This window comes from Arthrobacter sp. Y3221114 (genome assembly GCF_059092625.1).
In genome coordinates this window covers 253,309-275,763 of sequence record NZ_JBNHHW010000003.1, presented here as the reverse complement: position 1 = coordinate 275,763, position 22,455 = coordinate 253,309, and the positions used below count along the sequence as shown (strand labels likewise).

The 22,455-nt window shown below is 69.6% G+C and carries 22 protein-coding genes; 11 read left to right on the top strand and 11 right to left on the bottom strand.

The window, feature by feature from the left end; genetic code table 11:
* Window positions 1-22 precede the first annotated feature (22 nt).
* Window positions 23-445, top strand: coding sequence for a twin-arginine translocase TatA/TatE family subunit (locus AC5RV3_RS08235; RefSeq protein WP_494121697.1), 423 nt, complete (start codon window positions 23-25; stop codon window positions 443-445).
* Between the two features lie 61 nt (window positions 446-506).
* Here the strand turns inward: AC5RV3_RS08235 and AC5RV3_RS08230 are convergent, their stop codons facing one another.
* Genes AC5RV3_RS08230 through AC5RV3_RS08220 form a run of 3 tightly spaced genes read right to left on the bottom strand, consistent with a single transcriptional unit; the run spans window position 507 to window position 3,528 of the window.
* Window positions 507-1,658 carry an Mrp/NBP35 family ATP-binding protein gene (locus tag AC5RV3_RS08230; RefSeq protein WP_494121696.1) on the bottom strand — a complete coding sequence of 384 codons (1,152 nt, stop codon included), beginning with the start codon at window positions 1,656-1,658 and terminating at the stop codon, window positions 507-509.
* Between the two features lie 3 nt (window positions 1,659-1,661).
* On the bottom strand, window positions 1,662-2,261 hold the full coding sequence (locus AC5RV3_RS08225; RefSeq protein ID WP_494113855.1) for a DUF1003 domain-containing protein: 600 nt from the start codon (window positions 2,259-2,261) through the stop codon (window positions 1,662-1,664).
* Window positions 2,254-3,528, bottom strand: coding sequence for a magnesium transporter MgtE N-terminal domain-containing protein (locus AC5RV3_RS08220; RefSeq protein ID WP_494121931.1), 1,275 nt, complete (start codon window positions 3,526-3,528; stop codon window positions 2,254-2,256). The genes AC5RV3_RS08225 and AC5RV3_RS08220 overlap by 8 nt, the downstream gene beginning before the upstream one ends.
* Before the next feature lie 167 nt (window positions 3,529-3,695).
* Between AC5RV3_RS08220 and AC5RV3_RS08215 the strand changes: the two genes are divergently transcribed.
* Window positions 3,696-4,646 (top strand): YflT domain-containing protein, encoded by a 951-nt coding sequence (locus AC5RV3_RS08215; RefSeq protein WP_494121695.1) that lies wholly within the window; start codon window positions 3,696-3,698, stop codon window positions 4,644-4,646.
* 111 nt (window positions 4,647-4,757) lie between these two features.
* On the opposite strand, the gene AC5RV3_RS08210 is transcribed toward AC5RV3_RS08215, so the two are convergent.
* Window positions 4,758-6,323 (bottom strand): aminopeptidase P family protein, encoded by a 1,566-nt coding sequence (locus AC5RV3_RS08210; protein WP_494121694.1) that lies wholly within the window; start codon window positions 6,321-6,323, stop codon window positions 4,758-4,760.
* Window positions 6,324-6,395: 72 nt separating this feature from the next.
* On the opposite strand from AC5RV3_RS08210, the gene AC5RV3_RS08205 reads away from it, so the two are divergent.
* On the top strand, window positions 6,396-7,259 hold the full coding sequence (locus AC5RV3_RS08205; protein ID WP_494121693.1) for a PHP domain-containing protein: 864 nt from the start codon (window positions 6,396-6,398) through the stop codon (window positions 7,257-7,259).
* 34 nt (window positions 7,260-7,293) lie between these two features.
* Here the strand turns inward: AC5RV3_RS08205 and AC5RV3_RS08200 are convergent, their stop codons facing one another.
* The 3 genes from AC5RV3_RS08200 to AC5RV3_RS08190 form a co-directional block, all read right to left on the bottom strand.
* Complete coding sequence (locus AC5RV3_RS08200) at window positions 7,294-8,235, bottom strand: DNA-methyltransferase (protein WP_494121692.1); 942 nt, start codon at window positions 8,233-8,235, stop codon at window positions 7,294-7,296.
* Window positions 8,235-9,893 carry a DEAD/DEAH box helicase gene (locus AC5RV3_RS08195; RefSeq protein ID WP_494121691.1) on the bottom strand — a complete coding sequence of 553 codons (1,659 nt, stop codon included), beginning with the start codon at window positions 9,891-9,893 and terminating at the stop codon, window positions 8,235-8,237. Before AC5RV3_RS08195 ends, AC5RV3_RS08200 begins: the two co-directional genes overlap by 1 nt.
* Before the next feature lie 286 nt (window positions 9,894-10,179).
* A complete protein-coding gene (locus AC5RV3_RS08190) occupies window positions 10,180-11,715 on the bottom strand; it encodes an RNB domain-containing ribonuclease (protein WP_494121690.1) in 1,536 nt (511 codons plus the stop codon).
* A gap of 51 nt (window positions 11,716-11,766) precedes the next feature.
* Here AC5RV3_RS08190 and AC5RV3_RS08185 point away from each other — a divergent pair, with 51 nt between their 5' ends.
* Window positions 11,767-12,462 (top strand): ferritin-like fold-containing protein, encoded by a 696-nt coding sequence (locus AC5RV3_RS08185; RefSeq protein ID WP_494113453.1) that lies wholly within the window; start codon window positions 11,767-11,769, stop codon window positions 12,460-12,462.
* A gap of 99 nt (window positions 12,463-12,561) precedes the next feature.
* Window positions 12,562-12,897: a 4a-hydroxytetrahydrobiopterin dehydratase gene (locus AC5RV3_RS08180; RefSeq protein WP_494121689.1), complete on the top strand. Its 336-nt coding sequence runs from the start codon at window positions 12,562-12,564 to the stop codon at window positions 12,895-12,897.
* A gap of 6 nt (window positions 12,898-12,903) precedes the next feature.
* On the opposite strand, the gene AC5RV3_RS08175 is transcribed toward AC5RV3_RS08180, so the two are convergent.
* The 3 genes from AC5RV3_RS08175 to AC5RV3_RS08165 are packed head-to-tail and all read right to left on the bottom strand — an operon-like array spanning window position 12,904 to window position 14,113.
* On the bottom strand, window positions 12,904-13,203 hold the full coding sequence (locus AC5RV3_RS08175; RefSeq protein WP_494113451.1) for a hypothetical protein: 300 nt from the start codon (window positions 13,201-13,203) through the stop codon (window positions 12,904-12,906).
* A gap of 6 nt (window positions 13,204-13,209) precedes the next feature.
* The gene (locus AC5RV3_RS08170) at window positions 13,210-13,434 is read right to left on the bottom strand and encodes a DUF3107 domain-containing protein (protein ID WP_494113450.1); all 225 of its coding nucleotides are present in this window, start codon (window positions 13,432-13,434) and stop codon (window positions 13,210-13,212) included.
* 58 nt (window positions 13,435-13,492) lie between these two features.
* The gene (locus AC5RV3_RS08165) at window positions 13,493-14,113 is read right to left on the bottom strand and encodes a TetR/AcrR family transcriptional regulator (RefSeq protein ID WP_493989097.1); all 621 of its coding nucleotides are present in this window, start codon (window positions 14,111-14,113) and stop codon (window positions 13,493-13,495) included.
* Window positions 14,114-14,231: 118 nt separating this feature from the next.
* Between AC5RV3_RS08165 and moeB the strand changes: the two genes are divergently transcribed.
* Window positions 14,232-15,416: a molybdopterin-synthase adenylyltransferase MoeB gene (moeB, locus tag AC5RV3_RS08160; RefSeq protein WP_494121688.1), complete on the top strand. Its 1,185-nt coding sequence runs from the start codon at window positions 14,232-14,234 to the stop codon at window positions 15,414-15,416.
* 47 nt (window positions 15,417-15,463) lie between these two features.
* Here the strand turns inward: moeB and AC5RV3_RS08155 are convergent, their stop codons facing one another.
* Complete coding sequence (locus AC5RV3_RS08155; RefSeq protein ID WP_494049669.1) at window positions 15,464-16,792, bottom strand: glutamyl-tRNA reductase; 1,329 nt, start codon at window positions 16,790-16,792, stop codon at window positions 15,464-15,466.
* A 193-nt stretch (window positions 16,793-16,985) separates the two neighbouring features.
* On the opposite strand from AC5RV3_RS08155, the gene hemE reads away from it, so the two are divergent.
* The 5 genes from hemE (at window position 16,986) to hemC (ending at window position 22,455) form a co-directional block, all read left to right on the top strand.
* Window positions 16,986-18,047, top strand: coding sequence for a uroporphyrinogen decarboxylase (gene hemE, locus AC5RV3_RS08150; RefSeq protein WP_494121687.1), 1,062 nt, complete (start codon window positions 16,986-16,988; stop codon window positions 18,045-18,047).
* 2 nt (window positions 18,048-18,049) lie between these two features.
* Entirely contained in the window at window positions 18,050-19,525 is a 1,476-nt protein-coding gene (gene hemG / locus AC5RV3_RS08145) for a protoporphyrinogen oxidase (protein ID WP_494121686.1), read from the top strand.
* 64 nt (window positions 19,526-19,589) lie between these two features.
* Window positions 19,590-20,297 carry a hydrogen peroxide-dependent heme synthase gene (hemQ, locus tag AC5RV3_RS08140; RefSeq protein ID WP_494121685.1) on the top strand — a complete coding sequence of 236 codons (708 nt, stop codon included), beginning with the start codon at window positions 19,590-19,592 and terminating at the stop codon, window positions 20,295-20,297.
* Between the two features lie 56 nt (window positions 20,298-20,353).
* Complete coding sequence (locus AC5RV3_RS08135) at window positions 20,354-21,487, top strand: ferrochelatase (RefSeq protein ID WP_494121930.1); 1,134 nt, start codon at window positions 20,354-20,356, stop codon at window positions 21,485-21,487.
* Entirely contained in the window at window positions 21,484-22,455 is a 972-nt protein-coding gene (gene hemC, locus AC5RV3_RS08130; protein WP_494121684.1) for a hydroxymethylbilane synthase, read from the top strand. Before AC5RV3_RS08135 ends, hemC begins: the two co-directional genes overlap by 4 nt.

The window sequence follows — 22,455 nt, the reverse complement described above, 5'->3', positions numbered from 1 at the left end:
GGCGAACGGGTAACCTTCAATCGTGTTTGGAATCAACGGCTCAGAACTGATCATCCTGGCAATCCTTGCCTTGGTGATCCTCGGACCTGAGCGGTTGCCCGAATACGCCGCGCAGCTGGGCAGGTTCGTCAAACAGCTGAAAACCATGGCCGCCGGTGCCAAGGAACAGCTGCGCGAGGAAGTCGGCGACGACATCGTCGACATGGACTGGCGCAAGCTTGATCCGCGGCAATACGACCCGCGCCGGATCATCAAAGAAGCATTACTGGACGACGACGAGGCGCCGCGTCCGGCCCCGGCGGCGCCGGCGGTCGCGGCGGCAGCCGCAACCGCAGCCGGCACGGGCGTGCCAACCGGTTCGAGGGCGCCGGCGCGTTCGGCGACCAGGCCCGCGGCACGGCTCGCCCCGGGCGAGGCGGCGCCGTTCGACACCGAGGCGACCTGACCGGCCAAGCGCGGCATCCGCCGTCGCACGGTGGCGCCAAGGGCGGCGTCCGCTGCACGCGCTAGCGGGGAGTGACGCCCAGCGTGCGTCCGGCCAGGCCGCGCGGGCGCGCTGCCAATTCCGCCGCCATCCGCCGCAGTTCGGCCGCGGCGCCCCCGGCCCCGGAGCCGTCTGCCCCGTCCAGGACGATCGGACGGCCGGCGTCGCCGCCGGCGCGCAGCCGGGGTTCCAGCGGGATGCTTCCCAGCAGCGGTATCGGCGTCTCCAGCACGGCGGAGAGCCGCTCGGCGACGGCAGTTCCGCCGCCTGAGCCGAAGACTTCCATCTTGGAGCCGTCCGGCAGCGCCAGCCAGGACATGTTCTCGATGACTCCCGCCACCCGCTGCCCGGTCTGCGCGGCGATGGCGCCGGCGCGTTCCGCCACCTCGGCCGCGGCGCCCTGCGGGGTGGTCACCACCAGGATCTGCGAGGACGGGAGCAGCTGCGCGACGGAGATTGCCACGTCCCCGGTGCCCGGAGGCAGATCCAGGAACAGCGCATCCAGGTCGCCGAAGTAGACGTCGGTGAGGAACTGCTCCAGGGCCCGGTGCAGCATGGGCCCGCGCCAGGCCACCGGCTGGTTGCCCGACACGAACATGCCGATCGAGATGACCTTCACCCCGTGGGCCACCGGCGGCAGGATCATCTCGTCCACCCGGGTGGGAGCCTGGGTGATGCCCAGCAGCCCGGGAACCGAGAAACCGTAGACATCGGCGTCGATGATGCCCACCCGCAGCCCCTGCGCAGCCATGGCGCACGCGAGGTTGACCGTCACGCTGGACTTGCCCACCCCGCCCTTGCCGCTCGCCACGGCATAGATGCGGGTGAGCGAGGCCGGATCGGCGAACGGATTGCCGCGTCCGGCACCGCGCAGCTGCTCCTTGAGGTCGTCGCGCTGCTGCGGCGTCATCACGTCCAGCTCCACCGCCACCCCGGACACGCCCGGGACGGCAGCCAGGGCGTGCTCGACGTCGGCGGTGATGGTGCCGCGCAGCGGGCAGCCCGAAATGGTGAGCAACACGCCGACGGTGACCCGTCCGGCGTCGTCAATCCGGACGTCCTTGAGCATGCCCAGGTCCGCGAGGGGACGGCGAAGCTCCGGGTCGATCACGGTTCCCAGCGCGTGCCTCACGGCGGCCGGATCCGGGTGTTGCGACAGGTGTGGATCAGTCATGCATCAGTTCTCCTGGCCGCCGCTTCCGGGCGGCGGCAGCTTGGGCAGCGAGGTGGTGGCATCGGCGGGCCGGCGCCGGCCGCGGCGGCGTTCGTCCGCGGACTCGTCGTCCAGCAGTTCTTCCAGCACCGAGCGCAGCTCGCTGCGGACGAAGTCACGCGTGGCCACCTCGCGGATGGCGATCCGCAGCGCGGCCAGTTCGCGGGTCAGGTACTCGGTGTCCGCCAGGTTGCGTTCCGCGCGCTGGCGGTCCTGCTGCAGCGAAACCTTGTCCCGGTCGTCCTGGCGGTTCTGCGCCAACAGCAGCAGGGGAGCGGCGTAGGAGGCCTGCAGCGAGAGCATGAGGGTCAACGCGGTGAAACCCAGCGCGGCACTGTCGAAGCGCAGGTGTTCGGGTCCGAACGTGTTCCAGGCCAGCCAGAGCAGGCAGAAAACCGACATCCACATCAGGAACTGCGGGGTGCCCATGAAACGGGCGAAGGACTCCGTGGCCTTGCCGAAATAATCCGGGTTGGGCCTCAACCGGACCAGCAGGCGCGTGCGGGTCTCGCGCGGGGTGTCCAGCCCCGCGACCTTGATTTTCCGATCTGCCTTCTCAGCCAAAGCGTCCACCTCCGCTTACGGGGGAGTCGTCCTGCGCCCGCCAGTCGTCGGGCAGCAGATGGTCCAACACGTCGTCAACCGTCACGGCGCCGACCAGCCGGCCGGCGCTGTTGACCACTGCCAGGGCATTCAGGTTGTACGTTGCCAGGGTGCGGGCCACCTCGCTGACGTCGGCCTGGTCCAGCACCGGTTCCAGGTCGGAATCGACGATGTTGCCCAGCGCCTCCGGCGGCGGATAGCGCAGCAGCTGCTGGATATGGACCACGCCCAAGTATCTCCCGGTGGGAGTCTCCAGCGGCGGCCGGCAAACGAAAATGGCCGACGCCAGCGCCGGCGTGAGCTCTTCACGGCGCACATGCGCCAGGGCCTCGGCCACCGTGGCTTCCGGGGGCAGGATCACCGGCACCGGCGTCATCATGGAACCGGCGGTGTTCTCCTCGTACTCCAGCAGCCGCCGGACGTCCTTGGCTTCTTCCGGTTCCATCAGCTGCAGCAGCTCTTCCTTCTGCTCCTCGGGCAGCTCGGCCAGCAGGTCCGCGGCATCGTCCGGATCCATTTCCTCCAGCACGACGGCGGCGCGTTCGACATCCAGCGACGTCAGGATCTGCACCTGGTCGTCGTCCGGCAGCTCCTGGAGCACATCCGCCAGACGGTCGTCCTGCAGCTCGCTCGCGACTTCCAGCCGGCGCTTCTGCGTCATTTCGTGCAGCGCCTCGGCGAAGTCGGCGGGCTTGAGGTCCTCATGGCTGGCCACGAAGGTAGTGGCGGCCTGCGGTTCGTGGCGGGCTCCCTGGTAGGCCTCGTGCCAGTCCACGATCAGGGTCTCGTTGCGGCGCAGGCTGCGCAGCGGCGAGGTCGAATGGCCGCGCCGGACGAAGAGCTGGGAGACATACCAGTCGCCGTCGCGGGACTGTTCCATGCCGATATCCAGGATGGTGGCATCGCCGCTGCCGTCGGCGAGCGTGACGCGGCGGTCGAACATCTCGGCGACCACCAGGGTTTCGGCGCCGCGCTGTTCGAACCGGCGCAGGTTCACCAGCCCGGTGCAGATGACCTGCCCGGCGTTGATCGAGGTAATCCGGGTCATCGGGACGAACACCCGCTTTTTACCGGGGACCTCGACCACGAGGCCGACCACCAGGGGCGGCTTGGCCGGGCCGTAGTCGAGGACGACGGCGTCGCGCAGCCGGCCCAGGCGGTCTCCGAGCGGGTCGAAGACGTCCAGGCCGAGCAGCCGGGCGACGAAGACGCGGTTGGTTTTTGTGATCACCCCTTTAGGCTACGTGCTGGGCCCCGAAATCCGGGATTTGGCGGGCCAGGCGGACCAGCGCGGAGGCGCCGCCCCGGGCGGAGGCGGAGGGTGCACGCGGGTTCCCGCGTTCACCTGAAGCGATACCCGGACCACTGGCCGCGTATATCAGCGACAATGGGGGTATGTCGATGCTTGGCCGTACAGATTCCCGGGACCCCAGCCGTACCCTTCCACAGGGCGAGCTGATCGGTAACTACCGCTCGTATCTGGATGCCCAGAAGGTGGTGGACTATCTCGCGGACGAGGAATTCCCCGTCCAGCACGTGACCATCGTCGGCAACGACCTGAAGACCGTCGAGCGGGTCACCGGCAAGCTCAGCTATCCGCGGGTCGCCCTCTCCGGCGCGGCCACCGGCGCGTGGTTCGGTTTGTTCGTCGGCTTGCTGCTGATGCTCTTCGGCGGCGGCGAAACCTTTGTGCTGCTGATCTCGTCGATGGCCATGGGCGCGGCCTTCTGGATGCTGTTCGGCATCATTTCCTACGCGCTGCAGCGCGGCAAGCGGGACTTCACCTCCACCAACCAGGTCATCGCGACCAGTTACGACGTGGTGGTGTCCACCGAGGTGGCCCACGAAGCCCGGCGACTGGCCGCGCAGCTGCCGATGGCCGGCACCGCGCGCCCCGGCCCGCCGGCAACCCACGGCCAGGCACCCCTCGGGCAGCAGCCTCCTGCCGGCTACGGGCAGCAGCCTCCTGCCGGCCAACAGCCGCAGGCCCCGGAGCGCCCGGCCCAGTGGGGCGAGGACCCGTACCGCCAGGGCGGCAACGCCCCGGCGCAGCAGCCCCAACCCGGCCCGGCCCAGCCCGACGCGGCCCAGCCCGGCGTGACCGGCCAGCCCGTGCGCGGACGCTTTCCCGATCTGCCCGACGGCCGCCCGCAGTACGGAATCCGCGTGACTCCCGAGCCCGCCCAGCCGCGGCAGGCCGGCGAGACCGAGCCCGGCGGCGTGCCGGCCGCCGAGACCGAGCCCGGCGGCAGCCCGCAGGGCAGCGAGACCCAGCCGGGCGCCGGCCCAAGGGCCGGCGAGGGGAATGCCGGCTCCTTCCGCGACGACGACCGCCCCGGCACGTAGCCGCACCCCCACCAGCCGCACATCAACGGGAAGGGATCCGCCGCTTGCAAACGGCGGATCCCTTCCCGTGTTCCGTTGCCTCGGCGGCTGTCGCCGGAGGCGTTAGTCCGCTCAGGTGCCGTAGATGCCGGCCATCCAGGACTCCACGTCCTCGGGCTTGCGCGGCAGGGCCGCCGACAGGTTCACCGGGCCATCGGCGGTCATCAGGATGTCGTCCTCGATCCGCACTCCGATGCCGCGGTATTCAACCGGGACGGCCAGGTCTTCGTCCTTGAAATAGAGTCCGGGCTCGATCGTGAACACCATGCCCGGGGTGAGCACACCGTCCAGGTACAACTCGCGCTTCGCCTGCGCGCAGTCGTGAACGTCCAGGCCCAGGTGGTGGCTGGTGCCGTGCGGCATCCAGCGCCGGTGGTGCTGGCCCTCGGGGGAGAGCGCTTCGGCCAGGGGAACCGGCAACAGGCCCCACTCGTCCAGGCGTTCGGCGAGCACGGTGACCGCGGCAGTGTGGACGTCACGGAACTTCACGCCCGGCTGCGCCGCGGCAAAACCGGCGTCGGCGGCGTCGAGTACCGCCTGGTAAATCCTGCGCTGGACCTCGGTGAACGTGCCGTTGACCGGCAGCGTACGCGTCACGTCCGCGGTGTACAGGGAGTCGGCTTCCACCCCTGCGTCCAGCAGCAGCAGGTCTCCGGCCTTCACCTGTCCATTGTTGCGGATCCAGTGCAGGATGGTCGCGTTGTTGCCGCTGGCGGCGATGGTGTCGTAGCCCAGGTCGTTGCCTTCTTCCCGTGCCCGGGCGAAAAACGCGCCTTCCACCACGCGTTCGCCCCGCTCGTGCGTCAGCGCGCGCGGCAGCACCTTGACCACCTCATGGAAGCCGTTCACCGTGGCCTCCACGGCCTTCTTCATCTCCTGGACTTCCCACTCGTCCTTGAGCAGGCGCAGTTCGGACAGCGCTTCGGAGAGCTTGCCGTCGAGCTGGTCGGATTCCTCCAGGTCCACGCCCGTGTTGATCCGGGACGTGTCCACGAGGGCGTCCACGTTCAGGTCGACCTCGCGCAGCAGCCGGATGCGCATGCCGCCCACGTGGACCACCCCGGCGTCCTTGGTGATGGCGACTTCGAGTTCGCCAAGGTCGCGGGTGGGCAGGCCCAGCCGCCGGTTCAGTTCCTCCAGGGTGGGCCGGGGACCGATCCAGAACTCGCCGTACCGGGCGTTGGCGTAGAACTCGGCGGAATCCCGGCCGGACATCGGGCGGAAGTAGAGGGTGGACCGGTGATGGCCGCCGTCGTCACCCGCGCCCGCCTCGGTGGGCTCCATGACCAGCACGGCGTCCGGCTCATGGTCCAGGCCCAGGCCGGTCAGGTGGGCGAACCCGGAATGCGGGCGGAAGCGGTAGTCGGTGTCGTTGGAGCGGACCTTCAAGGGGCCGGCCGGAATGACCAGGCGCTCACCGTGGAATTTCTCGGAGAGCGCCCGACGGCGGCGCGCGGCGAAGGGCGCGACGGCTGCCTGCTCCGCGGCGGACGAGCCGGCCGGAGCCCAGTGGCTGCCCATAAACTCCTTGAAAGCATCCGATTCGGGACGCTGGGAACGGTTGTTGACGCGGTCTTCCAGCGGCTGCTCCCCGGCGGGCTGCTGTGAGGCGTCTTCGTTTTGGTAAGTACTCACCATCCCATCGTCTCATCGGCCAAAGGCGCTGCCAACATCCCGCGGGCGGCGGGCGTCCTGGCGTAAATTGGTCGTGTGAAGATCGACCTGCATGCGCATTCCACCGTTTCCGACGGCACCGAACCGCCCGCCGACGTGGTGCGTGCCGCGGCAGCCGCCGGTCTTGATGTCGTGGCGCTGACCGACCACGACTCGACTTCCGGGTGGGAAGCGGCGCGCACCGCCGCCGTCGAGTCGGGCATCGGTTTCGTGCCGGGCATGGAAGTCACGTGCCGGACCGTGGCGGGGATCAGCGTGCATGTGCTTTCCTATCTGCACGACCCCGCCCACCCCGGCTTGCTGGCCGAAATCAACAAGGCACGGGACGCGCGCATGACCCGGGCCGAGCGAATGGTGGAACTGCTCGCCGAGGACTTCCCGATCTCGTGGGCGGAGGTCACGGCCCGCGCCGGACACGGAGCGACGATCGGCCGGCCGCACATAGCCGACGCACTGGTGGCAGCCGGGATTGTGTCCGACCGCAGCGAAGCCTTCGCCCGGATCCTGACCGCCCACTCGCGCTACTACGTGTCGCACTACGCCCCCGACCCGGCCACGGCCGTCGCCCTGGTGCGCGAGGCCGGGGGAGTGCCTGTCTTTGCCCATCCGGTGGCCAGCAGCCGGGGCCGGGTGGTTGGCGATGCCGTGGTCGGGGAGATGCTCGACGCAGGGCTGGCCGGGGTGGAGATCGATCACCGGGACAACCCGGAAGAGGGCAGGGAACAGCTGCGCCGGCTGGCCGCCAAGCACGATCTGATAGTCACCGGATCCAGCGATTACCACGGTGCGGGCAAGCCGAACCGGCTGGGCGAAAACACCACCGACCCGGCCATGCTGGACCGCATCCTCGCCGCCGGTACCGGCGCTGCGGCGCACCTGCCCGGCCGCATCGCCCGGTGACAGGTTACGCGTTTGCTACGGCGGGACCGCCGGTTCAGGTCGCCGGCTGTGCTGCCGCCACCTCGCCGGCGCCGACCGTGACTTCGGCGCCCACGGCGGGTTCCGGGACGCTGGCGGCCTCAACCACGGAGGCGTGGCGGCCCAGGCGTTTGCGCATGACGTCGATGGCCTGCGGGTTCTGGTCCACGCACACGAACCGCCGGTCCAGGCCGGCGGCCACGGCGCCGAGGGTCCCGGAGCCGGCAAAGAAATCCAGCACCCAGTCGCCCGGCCGGCTGCTTGCGGCAACCATGCGGCGCAGCAGCCCTTCGGGCTTCTGGGTAGGGTAGCCGGTCTTTTCCCGGCCGGTGGGGGAGACGATGGTGTGCCACCAGACGTCGGTCGGGAGCTTGCCGCGCGCGGCCTTCTCCGCCGTCACCAGGCCCGGAGCCATGTACGGCTCGCGGTCCACTTCCGCGTTGTCGAAGTGGTAGGCCTTCGGGTTCTTGACGTAGACCAGGATGTTGTCGTGCTTGGCGGGCCAGCGGTTGCGCGCGCGGGCGCCGTAATCATAGGCCCAGATGATCTCGTTCAGGAAGCTCTCGCGGCCGAAGAGCATGTCCAGCAGCACCTTGGCATAGTGCACCTCGCGGTAATCCAGGTGCAGGTACAGCGTGCCGTCGTCGGCCAGCAGCCGCCAGGCTTCGGAGAGACGGGGCTCCAGGAAGGACCAGTAGTCGTCGAACGCGTCGTCGTAGCTGGCGAGGGTGCCCTTGACCGTCTGGTACGACTTCCCCTTGAACCCGATCCGGTCGCCTTCACCGTCGGCGCTGCGCACCATGGAGGTCTGCTGCCGGACCTGGGCCCGGCCGGTGTTGAACGGCGGGTCCAGGTAGATCATGGTGAAAGCGCCGTCGGGCAGCGTGGGCAGGAAGTCGGCGTTGTCCGCGTGGACTACCAGCGAGCTGCCGTCGGGCCTCCACGGGATACCGGCCACTATTCCCCGCTGGCGCCGTCGGTGACCTGCTGTGCGGTCCCGGTGACGACCTCGCCGTTCCGGCGGCGGGTGCGTGAACGCTTCCGCCGCGGCATTTCGGCCGAGGCGGCCGCCGGGTTCTCCGCAGTCGGCTCCTCGCCGCTGCGGCGCTGCCGGGGGTTGCCCGCGTCGGACCGGCCCTGCGGGCCGCCCTGGCGTGCCCCGCCGCGGCGGACACCGCTGCGGCCGCCGTCCTGCCGCTGGCCGCCGGAGCGGGCGGGGTGCTTGCCGGTCTCGCCCAGGTCTTCGAGTTTCTCGGCGTCGATGCCTGCGAGCTTGCGCTGGCTGCGCGGAAGCCTGCCCTTGGTGCCTTCGGGAATGTTCAGGTCGGTGAACAGGTGCGGGGAGGAGGAGTAGGTCTCCTGCGGCTCCGGTACGTCCAGACCCAGTGCCTTGTTGATCAGGCCCCAGCGCGGGACGTCATCCCAGTCCACAAAGGTGACGGCGGTGCCCTTGTTGCCGGCACGGCCGGTCCGGCCCACCCGGTGCAGGTAGGCCTTCTCGTCTTCGGGGCACTGGAAGTTGATCACGTGCGTGACGTCTTCGACGTCGATGCCGCGGGCAGCGACATCGGTGGCGACCAGCACGTCCACCTTGTTGTTGCGGAACGCGCGCAGCGCCTGTTCACGGGCGCCCTGGCCGAGGTCGCCGTGGATGGCGCCGGCGGCGAATCCTCGGTCGATCAGCTCCTCGGACAGCTTGGCGGCAGTGCGCTTGGTCTTGGTGAAGATGATGGTCCGGCCGCGGCCCTCGGCCTGCAGGATCCGGGCCACGACCTCGTCCTTGTCCAGGTTGTGCGCCCGGTAGACGACCTGGCGGATGTCCTTCTTGGTGATGCCTTCGTCGTCCGGGTCGGCGGCGCGGATGTGCGTCGGCTGCGTCATGTACCGCCGGGCCATGGCGATCACCGGCCCGGGCATGGTGGCGGAGAAGAGCATGGTCTGGCGCACGGCCGGGGTGGCGGCCAGCAGGGTCTCGACGTCAGGCAGGAAGCCCAGGTCCAGCATCTCGTCGGCTTCGTCCAGGACCACGATGCGGACGTTCTTCAGGCTCAGGTGCTTCTGGCGGTGCAGGTCGATCAGCCGGCCGGGGGTGCCGACCACGACCTCGACGCCCTTCTGCAGCATCTCGATCTGGGGCTCGTAGGCGCGCCCGCCGTAGATGACCGCGACGCGCGCGTTGCGCTGCTTGGAGGCGGTGGTCAGGTCGTTGCCGACCTGCACGGCCAGTTCGCGCGTCGGCACGACGATCAAGGCCTGCGGTGCACCGGGCACGGGAAGCTTGTCGAAGCCGTCGTCGTCCGGTCCCACCACCCGCTGCAGCGCGGGGATGCCGAAGCCCAGGGTCTTGCCCGTACCGGTCTTGGCCTGGCCGATGATGTCGTGGCCGCCGAGCGCTACCGGCAGGGTCATGGCCTGGATCGGGAAGGGGTGGGTGATGCCGGCGTCGAAAAGCGACCGCACGATGTCCGCGCGGACGTTGAAGTCGGCGAAGGTCTGCTTGGGCAGTTCGTGCGGGCGTTCGTCGGAGGCCAGCACAGCCTCGACGACCAGCTCTTCGGCGCTGTTGTCAGCGTGGATGAGCTGTTCGCCAGCCACCTGGATATTTTCAGTGTTCAATTACATACCGTTCATTCAGGCGCCGACGCCGGCGGTGCTCAACGGTCCTGCAGGTGCTGCGGGAGCGGAACAAGGCGGAAGCGTGGCGCAACCAGTGGAAGCCGATCGCGGGCTAACAACTGCTTTCCCGGCCGGCCAACGAGGCAGCCAAGGAGGTTAAAGATCGCGTAGGGACGGATCTGTTGATGGATTCACTTCACTCAATCAACGACCGGGCATCCAGTACTACACGGTTAAGTCTACCGGGCGATGGCAAACCGAACTCTTCGCCGCACCGGGCGGGGCCTTAACCGTCGGCCAGTTCGAAGTGCAGGCGCCGGTCCTCGATGTCCGCCAGCGTCAGCCGAACGCGCACCGTGGCCCCCGCCTCCAGGACTCCCGAGCATCGCGCGGTGACCGGCGGGTCGCTGAGTTGGACCACGCCATACGGCTCCTGGCCGCCGTTCCCGTTGCCTTTGCCCCTGCCAGCCACCAGCACTTTCCCGTTTCCGTTGCCGTTGCGGCTTCCGTTGCCGTTTCCGTTCCCGTTGCCGGGGTAGCGGGTGCCGGTAATGACGACCGCGTCGAACTCCTCCCCGACACGGTGGCTGAGCAGCGCCGTTTCGACGGCGTCCAGCGCAGCGCGGTCCACGCGCCCCGCCAGCTGGTCGGAAGCGGCCATCAGCTTGGGCAATTCGTCCAGCGCTTCCCGGGCCCACTGCGGAACGGGTTCGCCGGCGCACAGGGCGTGGCAGATCACCAGCACGAAACGGTCCACCAGCCGGCGCAGGGGAGCCGTGGCGTGCGCGTAGGGTGCGGCGATGGCCGCCTGCTGCCGTTCGGGCGGGAGTTCGCCGACGAACGGCGTGTAGCCGGCACCGCGGAACAGTGCGGTCGCCCCGTGCATCAGGGCCAACTGCTTGGGATCGGTGGTGTCCAGGCTGCGCAGATAGTCGCCGTAGGCCATCTCATGCGGCCAAGGGAACCCGAGCGCCTCGGTCTGCCGGCGGTATTGGGCTTCGGCGTCTGCGTCCGGGCCCGGCATGGTGCGCAGAATCCCGATCCTGCCCTCCAGCATGATCTTGGCCGCGGCCATCCCGGTCATCAGCGAGATCTGGGCGTTCCAGTCCTCCACCGGCAACGGCGGCTTGGTGACAATGAAATAGTGCCGGCCGTCGTGGGCGATCTCCTGATCGGGGACATTCAGGCTGGCCCCGCCGCGCTCGCGTTCGAGCTCCGCCCGCTTGCTGCCCACTTCCTTCAACAGCAGGAGGGTAGGCGCCGCGTCGCCCGAATCGATGTCCTGCTGCACCTGCTCGTAGTTCAGCTTGGCCCGGCTGCGTACCCTGGCGCGTTCCAGGCTGGCCGCGGTGACGCGCGCACCGGCGTCGAGCTCGAACCGCCACACGTAGGCCGACCGCAGCTGGTCCGCCAGCAGCGACCCGGCCTGTTCACCGATGACGTCGGGATGCAGCGGGATCCGTCCGTCCGGGGCATAGATGGTCTGGCCCCGCCGCCGGGTTTCGGCATCCAGTTCGCCGCCGGCTTCCACAAAAGCGGGGACATCGGCGATCGCGTACCAGACCGTGTACCCGCCGTCGTTGGACTCTATGTACAGGGCCTGGTCCAAATCGGTGGACGAGGGCGGGTCGATCGTCACGAATTCCAGTGCCGTCAGATCGGTCTCCGGCAGCCGATGGGCGGCCACGGCGGCCCGGGCCTCCGCGAGTGCGCCCGCGTCGAACTCCTGCGGCAGGTCGAACTCTGTCCGCAGGTCCTTCAGCACCCGTGCCAGCAGATGCTGGGACTCGTTGACCTTCGGATCCAAATGCGGGTACGGCACACGGCCAGCCTAACGGCAGCCGCGCCGAAATGGGACGCTACCCTTGGATTTATGAGCACCGTGAGCCCCGTTCCCGCAGCGCCTGGAGAGGATTCCGGCCGCCGCCGGCAATTCCTGATCGACCTGTACGGCGTGATGGCCTACGGCGAGCTGTCCGCCTTCGAGCGGTTTTCCTCCGACGCACGCTTTTCGCCCACCTTGCATGACCGGGCCGCGGTCGGCCGGCTTGCGGTGACCGAGTTTGAACATTTCGAGGCGGTGGCCGCGCAGCTGGAGCAACTCGGCGTGGACGTGGAAACGGCCATGGCTCCCTTCCAGCCCTCCATCGATGCCTTCCATGACCGGACGCGCCCGGCCGACTGGTACGAGTCGCTGATGAAGGCCTACGTCACCGACGGCGTGTTCGGCGACTTCTACCTGCACATCGCCGGAGCCCTCGACGGCGAGACGCAGAAGCTGGTCGCCCGGATCAAGGAAAACAGCGAGCAGATCTCCTTGATCGCGGCCCGGTTGAAACAGGTGCTGGCCGACGATCCGCGGCTGTCCTCCCGGCTGGCGCTGTGGGGGCGCAGGCTGGTGGGCGAGGCCTTGACCCAGGCCCAGCGGATCGGGATTGAGCGCGCCGTGTTGAGCGAGCTGATGCGGGGGCAGGACCCCGACCGGCAGGCGCAAGCCACCGGAGAGTTGTTTGCCCGGCTGACCCAGAATCATTCGCGCCGAATGAATGACTTGGGCCTGACGGCCTGAGCGGAAGCCTTCAGCGCGGCCGGGTTCGCCGGTAGGCTGGCGGCACAGGCGGCCGCATGCTGCGGGCAGCCGGGCCGCGCGGCAGACCGGGAGGGCATCGTGGGACGTGCGAAAGACGTACTCGACAGTGAAGAAATCGACCGGCAGCTGCGCGGGCTGCCGGAGTGGCGCTACGCGGGCGGAGCTCTGGTCAGCGCGTTCAAGCTGGACAACGGGCGCGAGGCGCTGAATTTCATTGCCGCCGTGGGTGACCTGGCCGAGGAGCAGCGTCACCACCCGGACCTGGACTGGCGGTACAACAAGGTCTTCCTGCGCTTCACGTCGCATGACGCCGACTCCGAAGTCACGACCCGTGACGTGTCCGCGGCGGCGGCGGTGAGCGTGCTGGCCCGGAAGCTCGCCGCGGACGCCGACCCGGAGAGCTACCCGGACTAGCCTCGCTCAGCCCAGCAGGGCGGTCAGCTGTTCGGTATCCCGCTGCACGCGCCGGCGCCCGATCCACCAGGCACCGGCCCACGCTGCCGGAATGGAAACGGCCATCGGCAGCAGCCAGGACAGGAAGTGCACTCCCGGTTCGGAGCCCAGGCCGGCGGCCATGAGGACGAACCAGAGCAGCACAGCCGCCGCCACCGCGATCCCGGGCAGCAGCAGCACCCCGTAGGCGTGGCGCCGGCGGTCCACCGCCCAGGCAATGAAGCCGACGGCGGCGGCGACCAGAACCAGCAGGACCAGTGGGACCATGGGTGCTTACAGGGCGCCGAATCCGACGGGTCGCGGCCCCTCGGCGCCGATCTCGACATAAGCCAGCACATTGGACGGGATGATGACCAGGCGTCCCTTGGCGTCGGTCAGGCGCAGCTCGGCGCCGCCGTTCATGGCGCGGCTCGCGATCTCAGCCACTTCGTCCGGCGACTGCGCCGAATCGAGCACGATTTCACGGCCGACGTTCTGCATGCCGATCTTAACTTCCACGCTGATGCCTCCTGGTTAATGCTGTAATCCGGGTGGGTTCCCTACCGGCGAATCTATCCTAGGGTTCCTTCGGGAAGCGTGAAATTCCGCGCCAAGCTAAACGGTAGATCAGTTCGCTCGCGGCGTCCTGGTCCAGTTCGCCGCCCGAGCGCAGCCAGTGCCGCGCGCTGATCTGCGCCATGCCGGCCAGGGCCCGGCCCAGCAGCGTGGCCTCGACCGCCGACAACTTGGTGTCCTCGGCGATGACACCGGCGATGGCGCTGGCCAGCCCCGCATTGAAGTCCTCCAAGCGGGCGCTCACGTCGGGATCGTTGTTCAGGTCGGATTCGAAGACCAGCCGGTGCGCCTGGCTGTCCTGGGCAATGAACTGGTAGTAGGCCCGGATGGTGGCGTGCACGCGCTGTTTGTTGTCCGTCGTCGAGTTCAGGGCCGCCATCAGCATCGCGTTCAGAGATTCCAGATGGTGATCCAGCAGGGCCAGGTAGAGTTCCCGCTTGCCGGGGAAGTGCTGGTAGAGCACCGGCTTGCTCACGTTCGCGGCGTCGGCGATCTCGTCCATCGCCGCGGCATGGTAGCCGTTGACCACGAAGACCTCGTGTGCCGCCTGCAGCAGCTGGCGCCGCCGTTCCTCCCGCGGCAGTCGGGTGGGCTTGGCGGCTGAGCGGGGTTCTGTCGTCACGGTATTACTCGGCCTCTTCCGGCGCTGCGGTCAGGAAAACTTACAGCGCCACGGTGCAGTAAGTGTCAGTCCCGACCAGTTTACGCACCAGCAACCCGCCGGGGCGTAGATTGGAAGAATGAGCACCTTGGAGACCGGGCAGCTGCCGCCGCTGGTGGAACCGGCCGCGTCCCTCAGCAGGGAAGAGACCGAGCGGTATTCGCGGCACCTGATCATTCCCGAAGTGGGCATGGCCGGCCAGCTAAGGCTGAAGAACGCGAAGGTGCTGGTGATCGGTGCCGGCGGCCTCGGTTCGCCGGCCATGCTGTATCTGGCCGCCGCCGGCGTGGGCCGGATCGGGATCGTGGACGACGACGAGGTGGAGGCCAGCAACCTGCAGCGCCAGGTCATCCACGGCGTGGCGGACCTGGGACGCAGCAAGGCGGCCTCGGCACGGGACAGCATCCTGGCGCTGAACCCCGGCGTGGACGTGGTGTTGCACGAGGTCCGGCTGGACACCGGCAACGTCCTGGAGATCTTCGCCGGCTACGACGTCATCCTGGACGGCACGGACAACTTCGCCACCCGGTACCTGGTCAACGACGCCGCCGCGCTGCTGGGCAAACCCTACGTGTGGGGCTCCATCCTGAGGTTCGACGGGCAGGTCAGTGTCTTCTGGGATGCCCACGGGCCGAACTACCGCGACCTTTATCCGGAGGCGCCGCCGCCGGGGTCCGTGCCCTCCTGCGCCGAGGGCGGTGTGCTCGGCGTGCTGTGTGCACAGATCGGCTCCGTGATGGTCAATGAATCGATCAAGCTGATCACCGGTATCGGGCAGACTCTGCTGGGCCGCGTACTGGTCTTCAATGCCCTCCAGATGAGCTGGCGGGAGCTGAAGGTGCGCAAGGATCCCGAGGCCGAGCCGATCACCCGGCTGGTCGACTATGAGGCGTTCTGCGGCGTGGCGCCGGTGCCCCAGGTCGAGGGCAGCCGCGCGGTGGACGCCCGCACCCTGGCCCGCATGCTGGCCGACCGCGATGCCGGCCGGGGCGACTTCGAGCTGGTCGACGTGCGGGAACCGGGCGAATACGACGTTGTGAACATCCCGGGCGCGGTCCTGGTCCCGAAGGGACGCATCCTTTCCGGCGAGGCCCTGAACGACCTGCCGCGGGAGAAGGACCTGGTATTCCACTGCAAGTCGGGCGTGCGGTCCGCCGAGGTGCTGCAGAACCTGCTGGCGCAGGGTTACACCCGGGTAGCCCACCTCGACGGCGGGATCCTGGCGTGGGTCAGGGACGTGGAGCCCACGAAACCGGTGTACTAAGCCCGGCCGGCGCCGGCCGGCCGCCCGGCTTCGCCCCTGCGGCAGCCTCAGGCGGTAGCGGCGTCTTCGCCGTGCCCCGTGACCGGGCAGGACGCAGCGTCCGCGGCCCCGGGGAGGGCGGGTTCTTCGAGCGTGATGCCGTACAGCGCTTCCAGGGCGGCAATGTACCGCTCCTGCTCGCCGTTGGCGGCCAGCTCCCGCGCCCGCACGGTGGGCAGGTGCAGCAACTGCTTGACCATGCGGCGCATGGCGAATTCGACTTCCTGGGCTGGGCCGGTGCAGCCGTGCTGGGAGCGCACTTTCTCGAGCTCGTTCTCCAGCACCTGCATGGTGTGCTTGCGAAGTGCCACGATGGCGGAGTCCACGCTGCGGGCCTGTCGGCTGGCCTCGAAGCTGCGGGCGGCGTTGGCGACGATTTCTGCCGCCTGCTGGACCGATTCGGCCTGTTCCTCGGGGGCGGCCATGCGCACCGACTCCAGCGTGATCAGCTCCACGCCCTCGAGCGCGCCCACGGCGGGGTCGAAGTCGTGGCTCAGCGCGAGGTCGATGATCGTCAGCGGCTTGTCGACGCCCGTGCGCACGCCGGCCACGCGCTCGGCACTGATCTGGTTGTCGCTGCCGCTGCAGCCGATGACCACGTCCGCGGAGGCGATCGCGTCGTCCAGCGCCGCGTGGGTCAGCGGGACGCCGCCGCGGGTCTCGGTAAACGCCGCGGCGCGGCCGGAAGCGGAGTAGACGCTGATCCGGGTGCAGCCGCGCTCGCGCAGCAGCGCCATGGTGGCCCCGGCATACGCGCCGGTCCCGAAGAGTACAACCTGCTTGTCCGACCAGTCCTTCTCGACGGCCAGATCGGTGGCGAGGTCGAGCGCAACAGACACGATCGAGAGCCCGCGGCCGCCCAGGGCCGTCTGCGTGCCCACGTCCTTGGCCGTACGGGAAGCGGTCTGGAAGAGCCTGACCAGCCCCCCGCTCGCGGTGCCCTTCTCCTGCGCCTCGATCAGGGCGCGGCGCACCTGGCCAGCCACTTCGCGTTCGCCGACGACGGCCGAATCCAGGCCTGCCCCGACCGCGAACAGGTGCCGTGCAACATCCTCGCCCGTGTTCAGGTCGAAGGAGCGGGCCACCAGTGCATGGTCCAGTCCCGAGCAGCGGCTGATCTGTTCGATGAGCGCGGCGCGGGCGGATTCCAGGTCGGATTCGCTCTCGGTCTCGCAGTAAACTTCCACCCGGTTGCAGGTAGCCAGGACCACCGCGCCGGTGACCGGGGACCCGTCTGCGAGCACGTCAGTATCGATCCGGGAGGTGCCGGCGCTCAGGCGGGCCACCGTTTCCAGATCGACCTTGGAATGGGTTGCAACAAGTGAAAGTAAGACCACAGCGCCTCTATCTTAGCGGGAAGCCAGCGTCGGCTCCTCCAAGCTTGGCCCATTAACCCGGCGTTAACCTGGCTTCGGGCGCCGTTGACGACTGTGATATTGGCCACTCGGGCCGGTGGCCGCCGCCGTTGCGCGCACCCCGGCGCTGCCCGCGGTTGGCCAGAAGCATGGCCGCTGGACCAGAATCTATGTCATGACACTCAATGCTTCCCATCCCTTGCTGGATGGGCGTACCGCCGACTCGGACCTGATTACCGCCTACCGCGGAGGGAAGCCGGGCCGCCGTCCTGTCTGGTTCATGCGGCAGGCCGGGCGCTCACTGCCCGAATACCGGGAAGCACGGCAGGGCATCGCGATGCTGGATGCCTGCCTGAAGCCGGATCTGGCAGCGGAGATCACCCTGCAGCCGGTGCGGCGCCACGACGTGGATGCCGGCATCTTCTTCTCCGACATCGTGATCCCGTTGAAGCTGGCCGGGGTGGATGTGGACATCGTTCCCGGTGTCGGCCCGGTCCTGGGCGCCCCTGTCCGCACTGCCGCCGACGTCGCCGCCCTGCCGGAACTCACCGACGAGGCGTTGGAACCGATCCGCGAGGCGGTCCGGCTGACGGTGGCGGAGCTCGGTGCCAAGCCGCTGATCGGCTTCGCCGGCGCCCCGTTCACGCTCGCCGCGTACATGGTGGAGGGCCGGCCGTCCCGGGACCACCTGGGGCCGCGCACCATGATGCACGCCGACCCGGAGACCTGGAATGCCTTGGCGGGCTGGGCCGCGGACGCGTCCGGCAAGTTCCTGCGGGCGCAGCTGGAAGCGGGCGCCAGCGCGGGGCAGCTGTTCGACTCCTGGGCCGGTTCGCTGTCCCTGGCGGACTACCGCCGGCGCGTGGCACCGGCGTCGTCGCGCGCACTGGACCATGTCCGCCATCTGGGCGCGCCGCTGGTCCACTTCGGCACCGGCACGTCCGAACTGCTCGTGGCCATGCGCGACGTCGGGGCCGACGTGATCGGCGTCGACTATCGGCTGCCGCTGGACGAGGCGAACCGCCGGCTGGGCGGGCGGACGCCGCTGCAGGGCAACATCGATCCGGCGCTGTTGTCGGCGCCGTGGGAGGTGCTCGAGGCCCATGTCCGAGAGGTGCTGGCCTCCGGCAGCGACGCTCCGGGCCACGTGGTCAACCTGGGCCACGGCGTGCCGCCGGAGACGGACCCGCAGGTCCTGACCCGCGTGGTCGACCTGATTCATTCCGTGGCCCCGTAGCCATGCAGCACCCGCAGCCGCAGCCCGCCCGCCGTCCCGAACGGCAGGGCGGGCGCAAGCCCCGGCCGGCCACCGCCGTCGTCATCGGCGGCGGGATCGGCGGCCTGGTCGCCGCCCGCGAGCTGGCGCTGGCCGGGGTCGAGGTGACGGTGCTGGAACGCGCTCCCCGGTTCGGCGGCTGCGTGACCCGGCACGAGGTGGGCGGGCTGATGCTTGACGCCGGCGCCGAATCTTTCGCCACGCGCTCCAGCGTGGTCTCCGACCTGATCGGCGAACTGGGCCTGGGCAACGACATTGTCCAGCCGAACCCGGCCGGCGCCTGGATCCAGCTGCCGGACGGTGCGCAACGGCTGCCCAAGACGGGGGTGCTCGGCATTCCGGCCGACCCCTCCGACCCGGACGTGGTGCGTGCCATCGGCCGCCGGGCGGCGCTGCGTGCCTCGGGCGACAAGGTCATGCCGCTGGGTTCACTGCTGCGCCGCGAGCAGCTCAGCCTGGGCCAGCTGGTGCGCGCCCGGATGGGCGAAGCCGTGCTCCAAAAGCTGGTCGCGCCTGTGGCAGGCGGGGTCTACTCGGCGGATCCGGACGTGCTGGACGTGGACTCGGTGATGCCGGGGCTGCGCGCCTCGGTGGCCGCCCACGGGTCGCTGACCGCCGCGGTGGGTGCCATCCGGAAAGCCGCCCCGGCCGGTTCCAACGTGGCCGGCCTCGCCGGCGGCATGGGCCGGTTGACCGAGGCCCTGCTGGCCGACCTGAAAGCCCGCCACGTGGCACTGCGCACCGGGGCGGAAGCCACCGCCGTCACCCGGCACGACGGCGGGTGGCTGGTCGAGTCTCCGGCCGGGGCGTTCCGCGCGGACGCCTTGATGATGGCAGCCGACGGCGCTGCCGCCGTCCGGCTGCTGGCCGGCACCGTTCCCGGGCTGGCCGGGCTGGAACCCGAAACCGGACCCGCGGTCTCGCTGGTGACGCTGGTGGTGGACCTGCCCGACCTCGACGCGATGCCGCGGGGCACCGGGATGCTGGTGGCGCCGTCGGTCCGCGACGTCAAGGCCAAGGCACTCACCCATGCCACCGCCAAATGGCCGTGGCTGGCGGACGAAGCCGGTCCGGGAAGCCACGTGCTGCGGCTGTCCTACGGGCGCGCGGTGGGTCAGCAGGGGGCCGAGGACTTTACCGGTTGGGCCGACGAGACGCTCTACCGCCAGGCGCTGGCCGATGCCAGCTTCCTGATGGGGGTGGCTGTGGGCGACGACGACGTGGTGGGCTCGAAGGTGGTGCGCTGGATCGGTGCGCTGCCGTCCGCCACCGTGGGGCACCGCGACCGGGTGGCAGCGGTGCGCCGCGAGCTGGTCCCGCATGCCGGGCTGGGCATCACCGGGGCCTGGCTGGCCGGCACCGGGCTGGTGGCCGTGGTGGGGGATGCGCGGCGCCGTGCACGGGACCTCGCCGCACGGCTGCGGCCCGCGGCGTCCTGATCTTCTACAATGTGTAGAAACATGGTTTTCGATTAATTACGATGCAGAAGGCAGACTGGTAAGCATGAGCGAATCGGCAAGGTCAGAGTCAGCAATCCCCGCCGCCGGCGGCACCGACGAGGAACTGTTCTACACCCTCTGGACGGTCTTCAAGCGCACCGGCGCACCCGCGGATCCGTCCGCTGCCGCGGCGTTCGATGAGACGGTTGCCGAACTCGCCGGCCGCAATGTCACCCTGCGCGGAGCGTACGATGTTTCCGCCATGCGCGAGGACGCCGACGTGATGATCTGGCTGCACGGCCCGCAGCCGGACGAACTCCAGGCGGCGGTACGCGACATCCGCCGGACGCAGCTGTTCGCCCCCACCGAGATGGTCTGGTCCGCGATGGGCGTCCACCGCGATGCCGAGTTCAGCAAAAACCACGCCCCGGCCTTCTCGCTGGGCAAGGAGCCGGAGGCCTGGCTCTGCGTCTACCCGTTCGTGCGTTCCTACGAGTGGTACCTGCTGCCGGCCGAGGAGCGCGGCAAGATGCTGCGCGACCACGGCCTGCTCGGCCGCGACTTCCCGCAGGTGCTGTCCAACACGGTGGCCTCGTTCGCGCTGGGGGACTGGGAATGGATCCTCGCCCTGGAAGCCCCCGAACTGATCGATCTGGTCGACCTGATGCGCCACCTGCGGTACACCGACGCCCGCAACCACGTGCGCGAAGAAATCCCGTTCTACACCGGCAAGCGCATCAGCACTGCCAATATCGCCGAGGTGCTGCGGTGAACCAGTCAGCCGAACCGTCCTTTGACCCGCGCGCCGGCGTCGCCGACGACGGGACCATGCAGCCGAAGAAGTACGACGCCCTGCTGCTGGCTTCCTTCGGCGGCCCCGAGGGCCAGGACGATGTCATTCCGTTCCTCCGCAACGTCACCAGCGGCCGCGGGATCCCGGATGAACGGCTTGAAGAAGTCGCCACCCACTACCGCGCCAACGGCGGCATCAGCCCCATCAACACGCAAAACCGTGCACTGAAGACGGCGCTTGAGGCCGAGCTCGCCCGCCGCGGGCTCGACCTGCCCGTGCTCTGGGGAAACCGCAACTGGGACCCCTACATCACCGACGTTTTCAAGGAAGCGTACGACGCCGGCCACCGCCGCGTCCTGGCCGTGACCACCAGCGCCTACTCCGGCTATTCCAGCTGCCGCCAGTACCGCGAGGACTTCGGCATGGCCCTGGTCGAGACCGGGCTGGCCGGCAAGCTGGAAGTGGACAAGGTGCGCCAGTACTTCGACCACCCGGGCTTCGTGGAACCGTTCGCCGAGGGCCTGGCCGAAGGCCTGGGCCGGGTACGGGCCGACCTGGCCGCCCAGGGCGCCCCGGACGCGCCGGTCCACGTGCTGTTCGCGACCCACTCCATCCCCATCGGCGACGCCGAAAACGCCGGCCCGCGCGGGGTGGAATACGAGGGCGGCAGCGCCTACGTGGCACAGCACCTGGCCACCGCCCGCGCCGTCCTGGAACGGGTGCCGGGAGCGGCCGGCGTCGACTGGTCCCTCGTCTACCAGTCCCGGTCCGGCGCGCCGCATGTGCCATGGCTGGAGCCGGACATCAACGACGCGCTCGAAGAGCTGCCCGCTCAGGGCGTGAAGGGCGTGGTCATCGTGCCGCTGGGCTTTGTCAGCGACCACATGGAGGTGATGTGGGACCTGGACACGGAGGCACTGGAAACCTGCCGCAGCCTCGGGCTGGCCGCCGCCCGCGTCCCCACCCCGGGCGTGCACCGGAAGTTCGTCGAGGGCCTCGTGGACCTGGTCTGTGAGCGCACGGTGGAACAGCACCGCGCCGACCGTCCTGCGCTGACCGACCTGGGACCCTGGATGGACGTGTGCATGCCCGGCTGTTGCGCCAACCGCCGCGGCGAGAAGCCGACGGTGGCCGGCATGGATTCGACCGTGGGGGTGCCGCAGCCATGACCGTCAAAGTCCGCATCGGCACCCGCGGCAGCGCCCTGGCGGTCACCCAGACCACCACCGTGGCCGAGGCGCTGGCCGCCGGCGGGGCGCTGGAGTATGAACTGGTCCGGATCAAGACCGAGGGCGACGTGCTGCGTGGGCCGCTGGCCCAGATCGGCGGAACCGGAGTCTTCACCGCCGCGCTGCGCGAGGCGCTGCTGGACGACCGCTGCGACGTGGCCGTGCATTCGCTCAAGGACCTGCCCACCGGCGTGGCCGACGGGCTGCAGATTGCCGCCATTCCCGCCCGCGTGGACGTCCGCGACGCCCTCTGCGCCCGGGACGGGCTGACCCTGGCCGGGCTGCCGGCCGGCGCCAAGGTCGGCACGGGCTCCCCGCGCCGGGCAGCCCAGCTGCGCGCCGCCCGCCCCGACCTGGTCGTGGTGGACATCCGCGGCAACGTGGACACCAGGCTGGGACGGGTCAAGGGGCTCACGGGCGAAGAAAGGCACGAGGGAAAGCACGCGGATCTCGACGCCGTGGTGCTCGCCGCGGCCGGGCTGGCACGGCTGGGACGCACCGAGCACGTCACGGAGCTGCTGGACCCGTCGGTCATGCTGCCGGCCCCCGGCCAGGGCGCGCTGGCCGTTGAATGCCGGGTTGCCGACGCCGCTTCCGGCACGGCGCTGGCCGGCGCGCTGGCCGACTACGACGACGCGGACACCCGCCTGGCCGTGACGGCGGAACGGTCGCTGCTGGCGCGGTTGGAAGCCGGCTGCAGCGCCCCGGTCGGGGCGCTGGCATCGGTCGACGCCGGCTCCCTGGTGCTGCGGGCGGTGGTCTGCAGCCCCGACGGCAGCCGGCTGCTGCACGGAGAGAAGACGGTGGAGGCAGCCGGTTCCGAAGATGCCGTGGCCCTGGGCGCCCGACTGGCTGAAGAGCTGCTCGGGAAGGGCGCCGGCGACCTGATGAGCCTGGTCGGGCGCTGA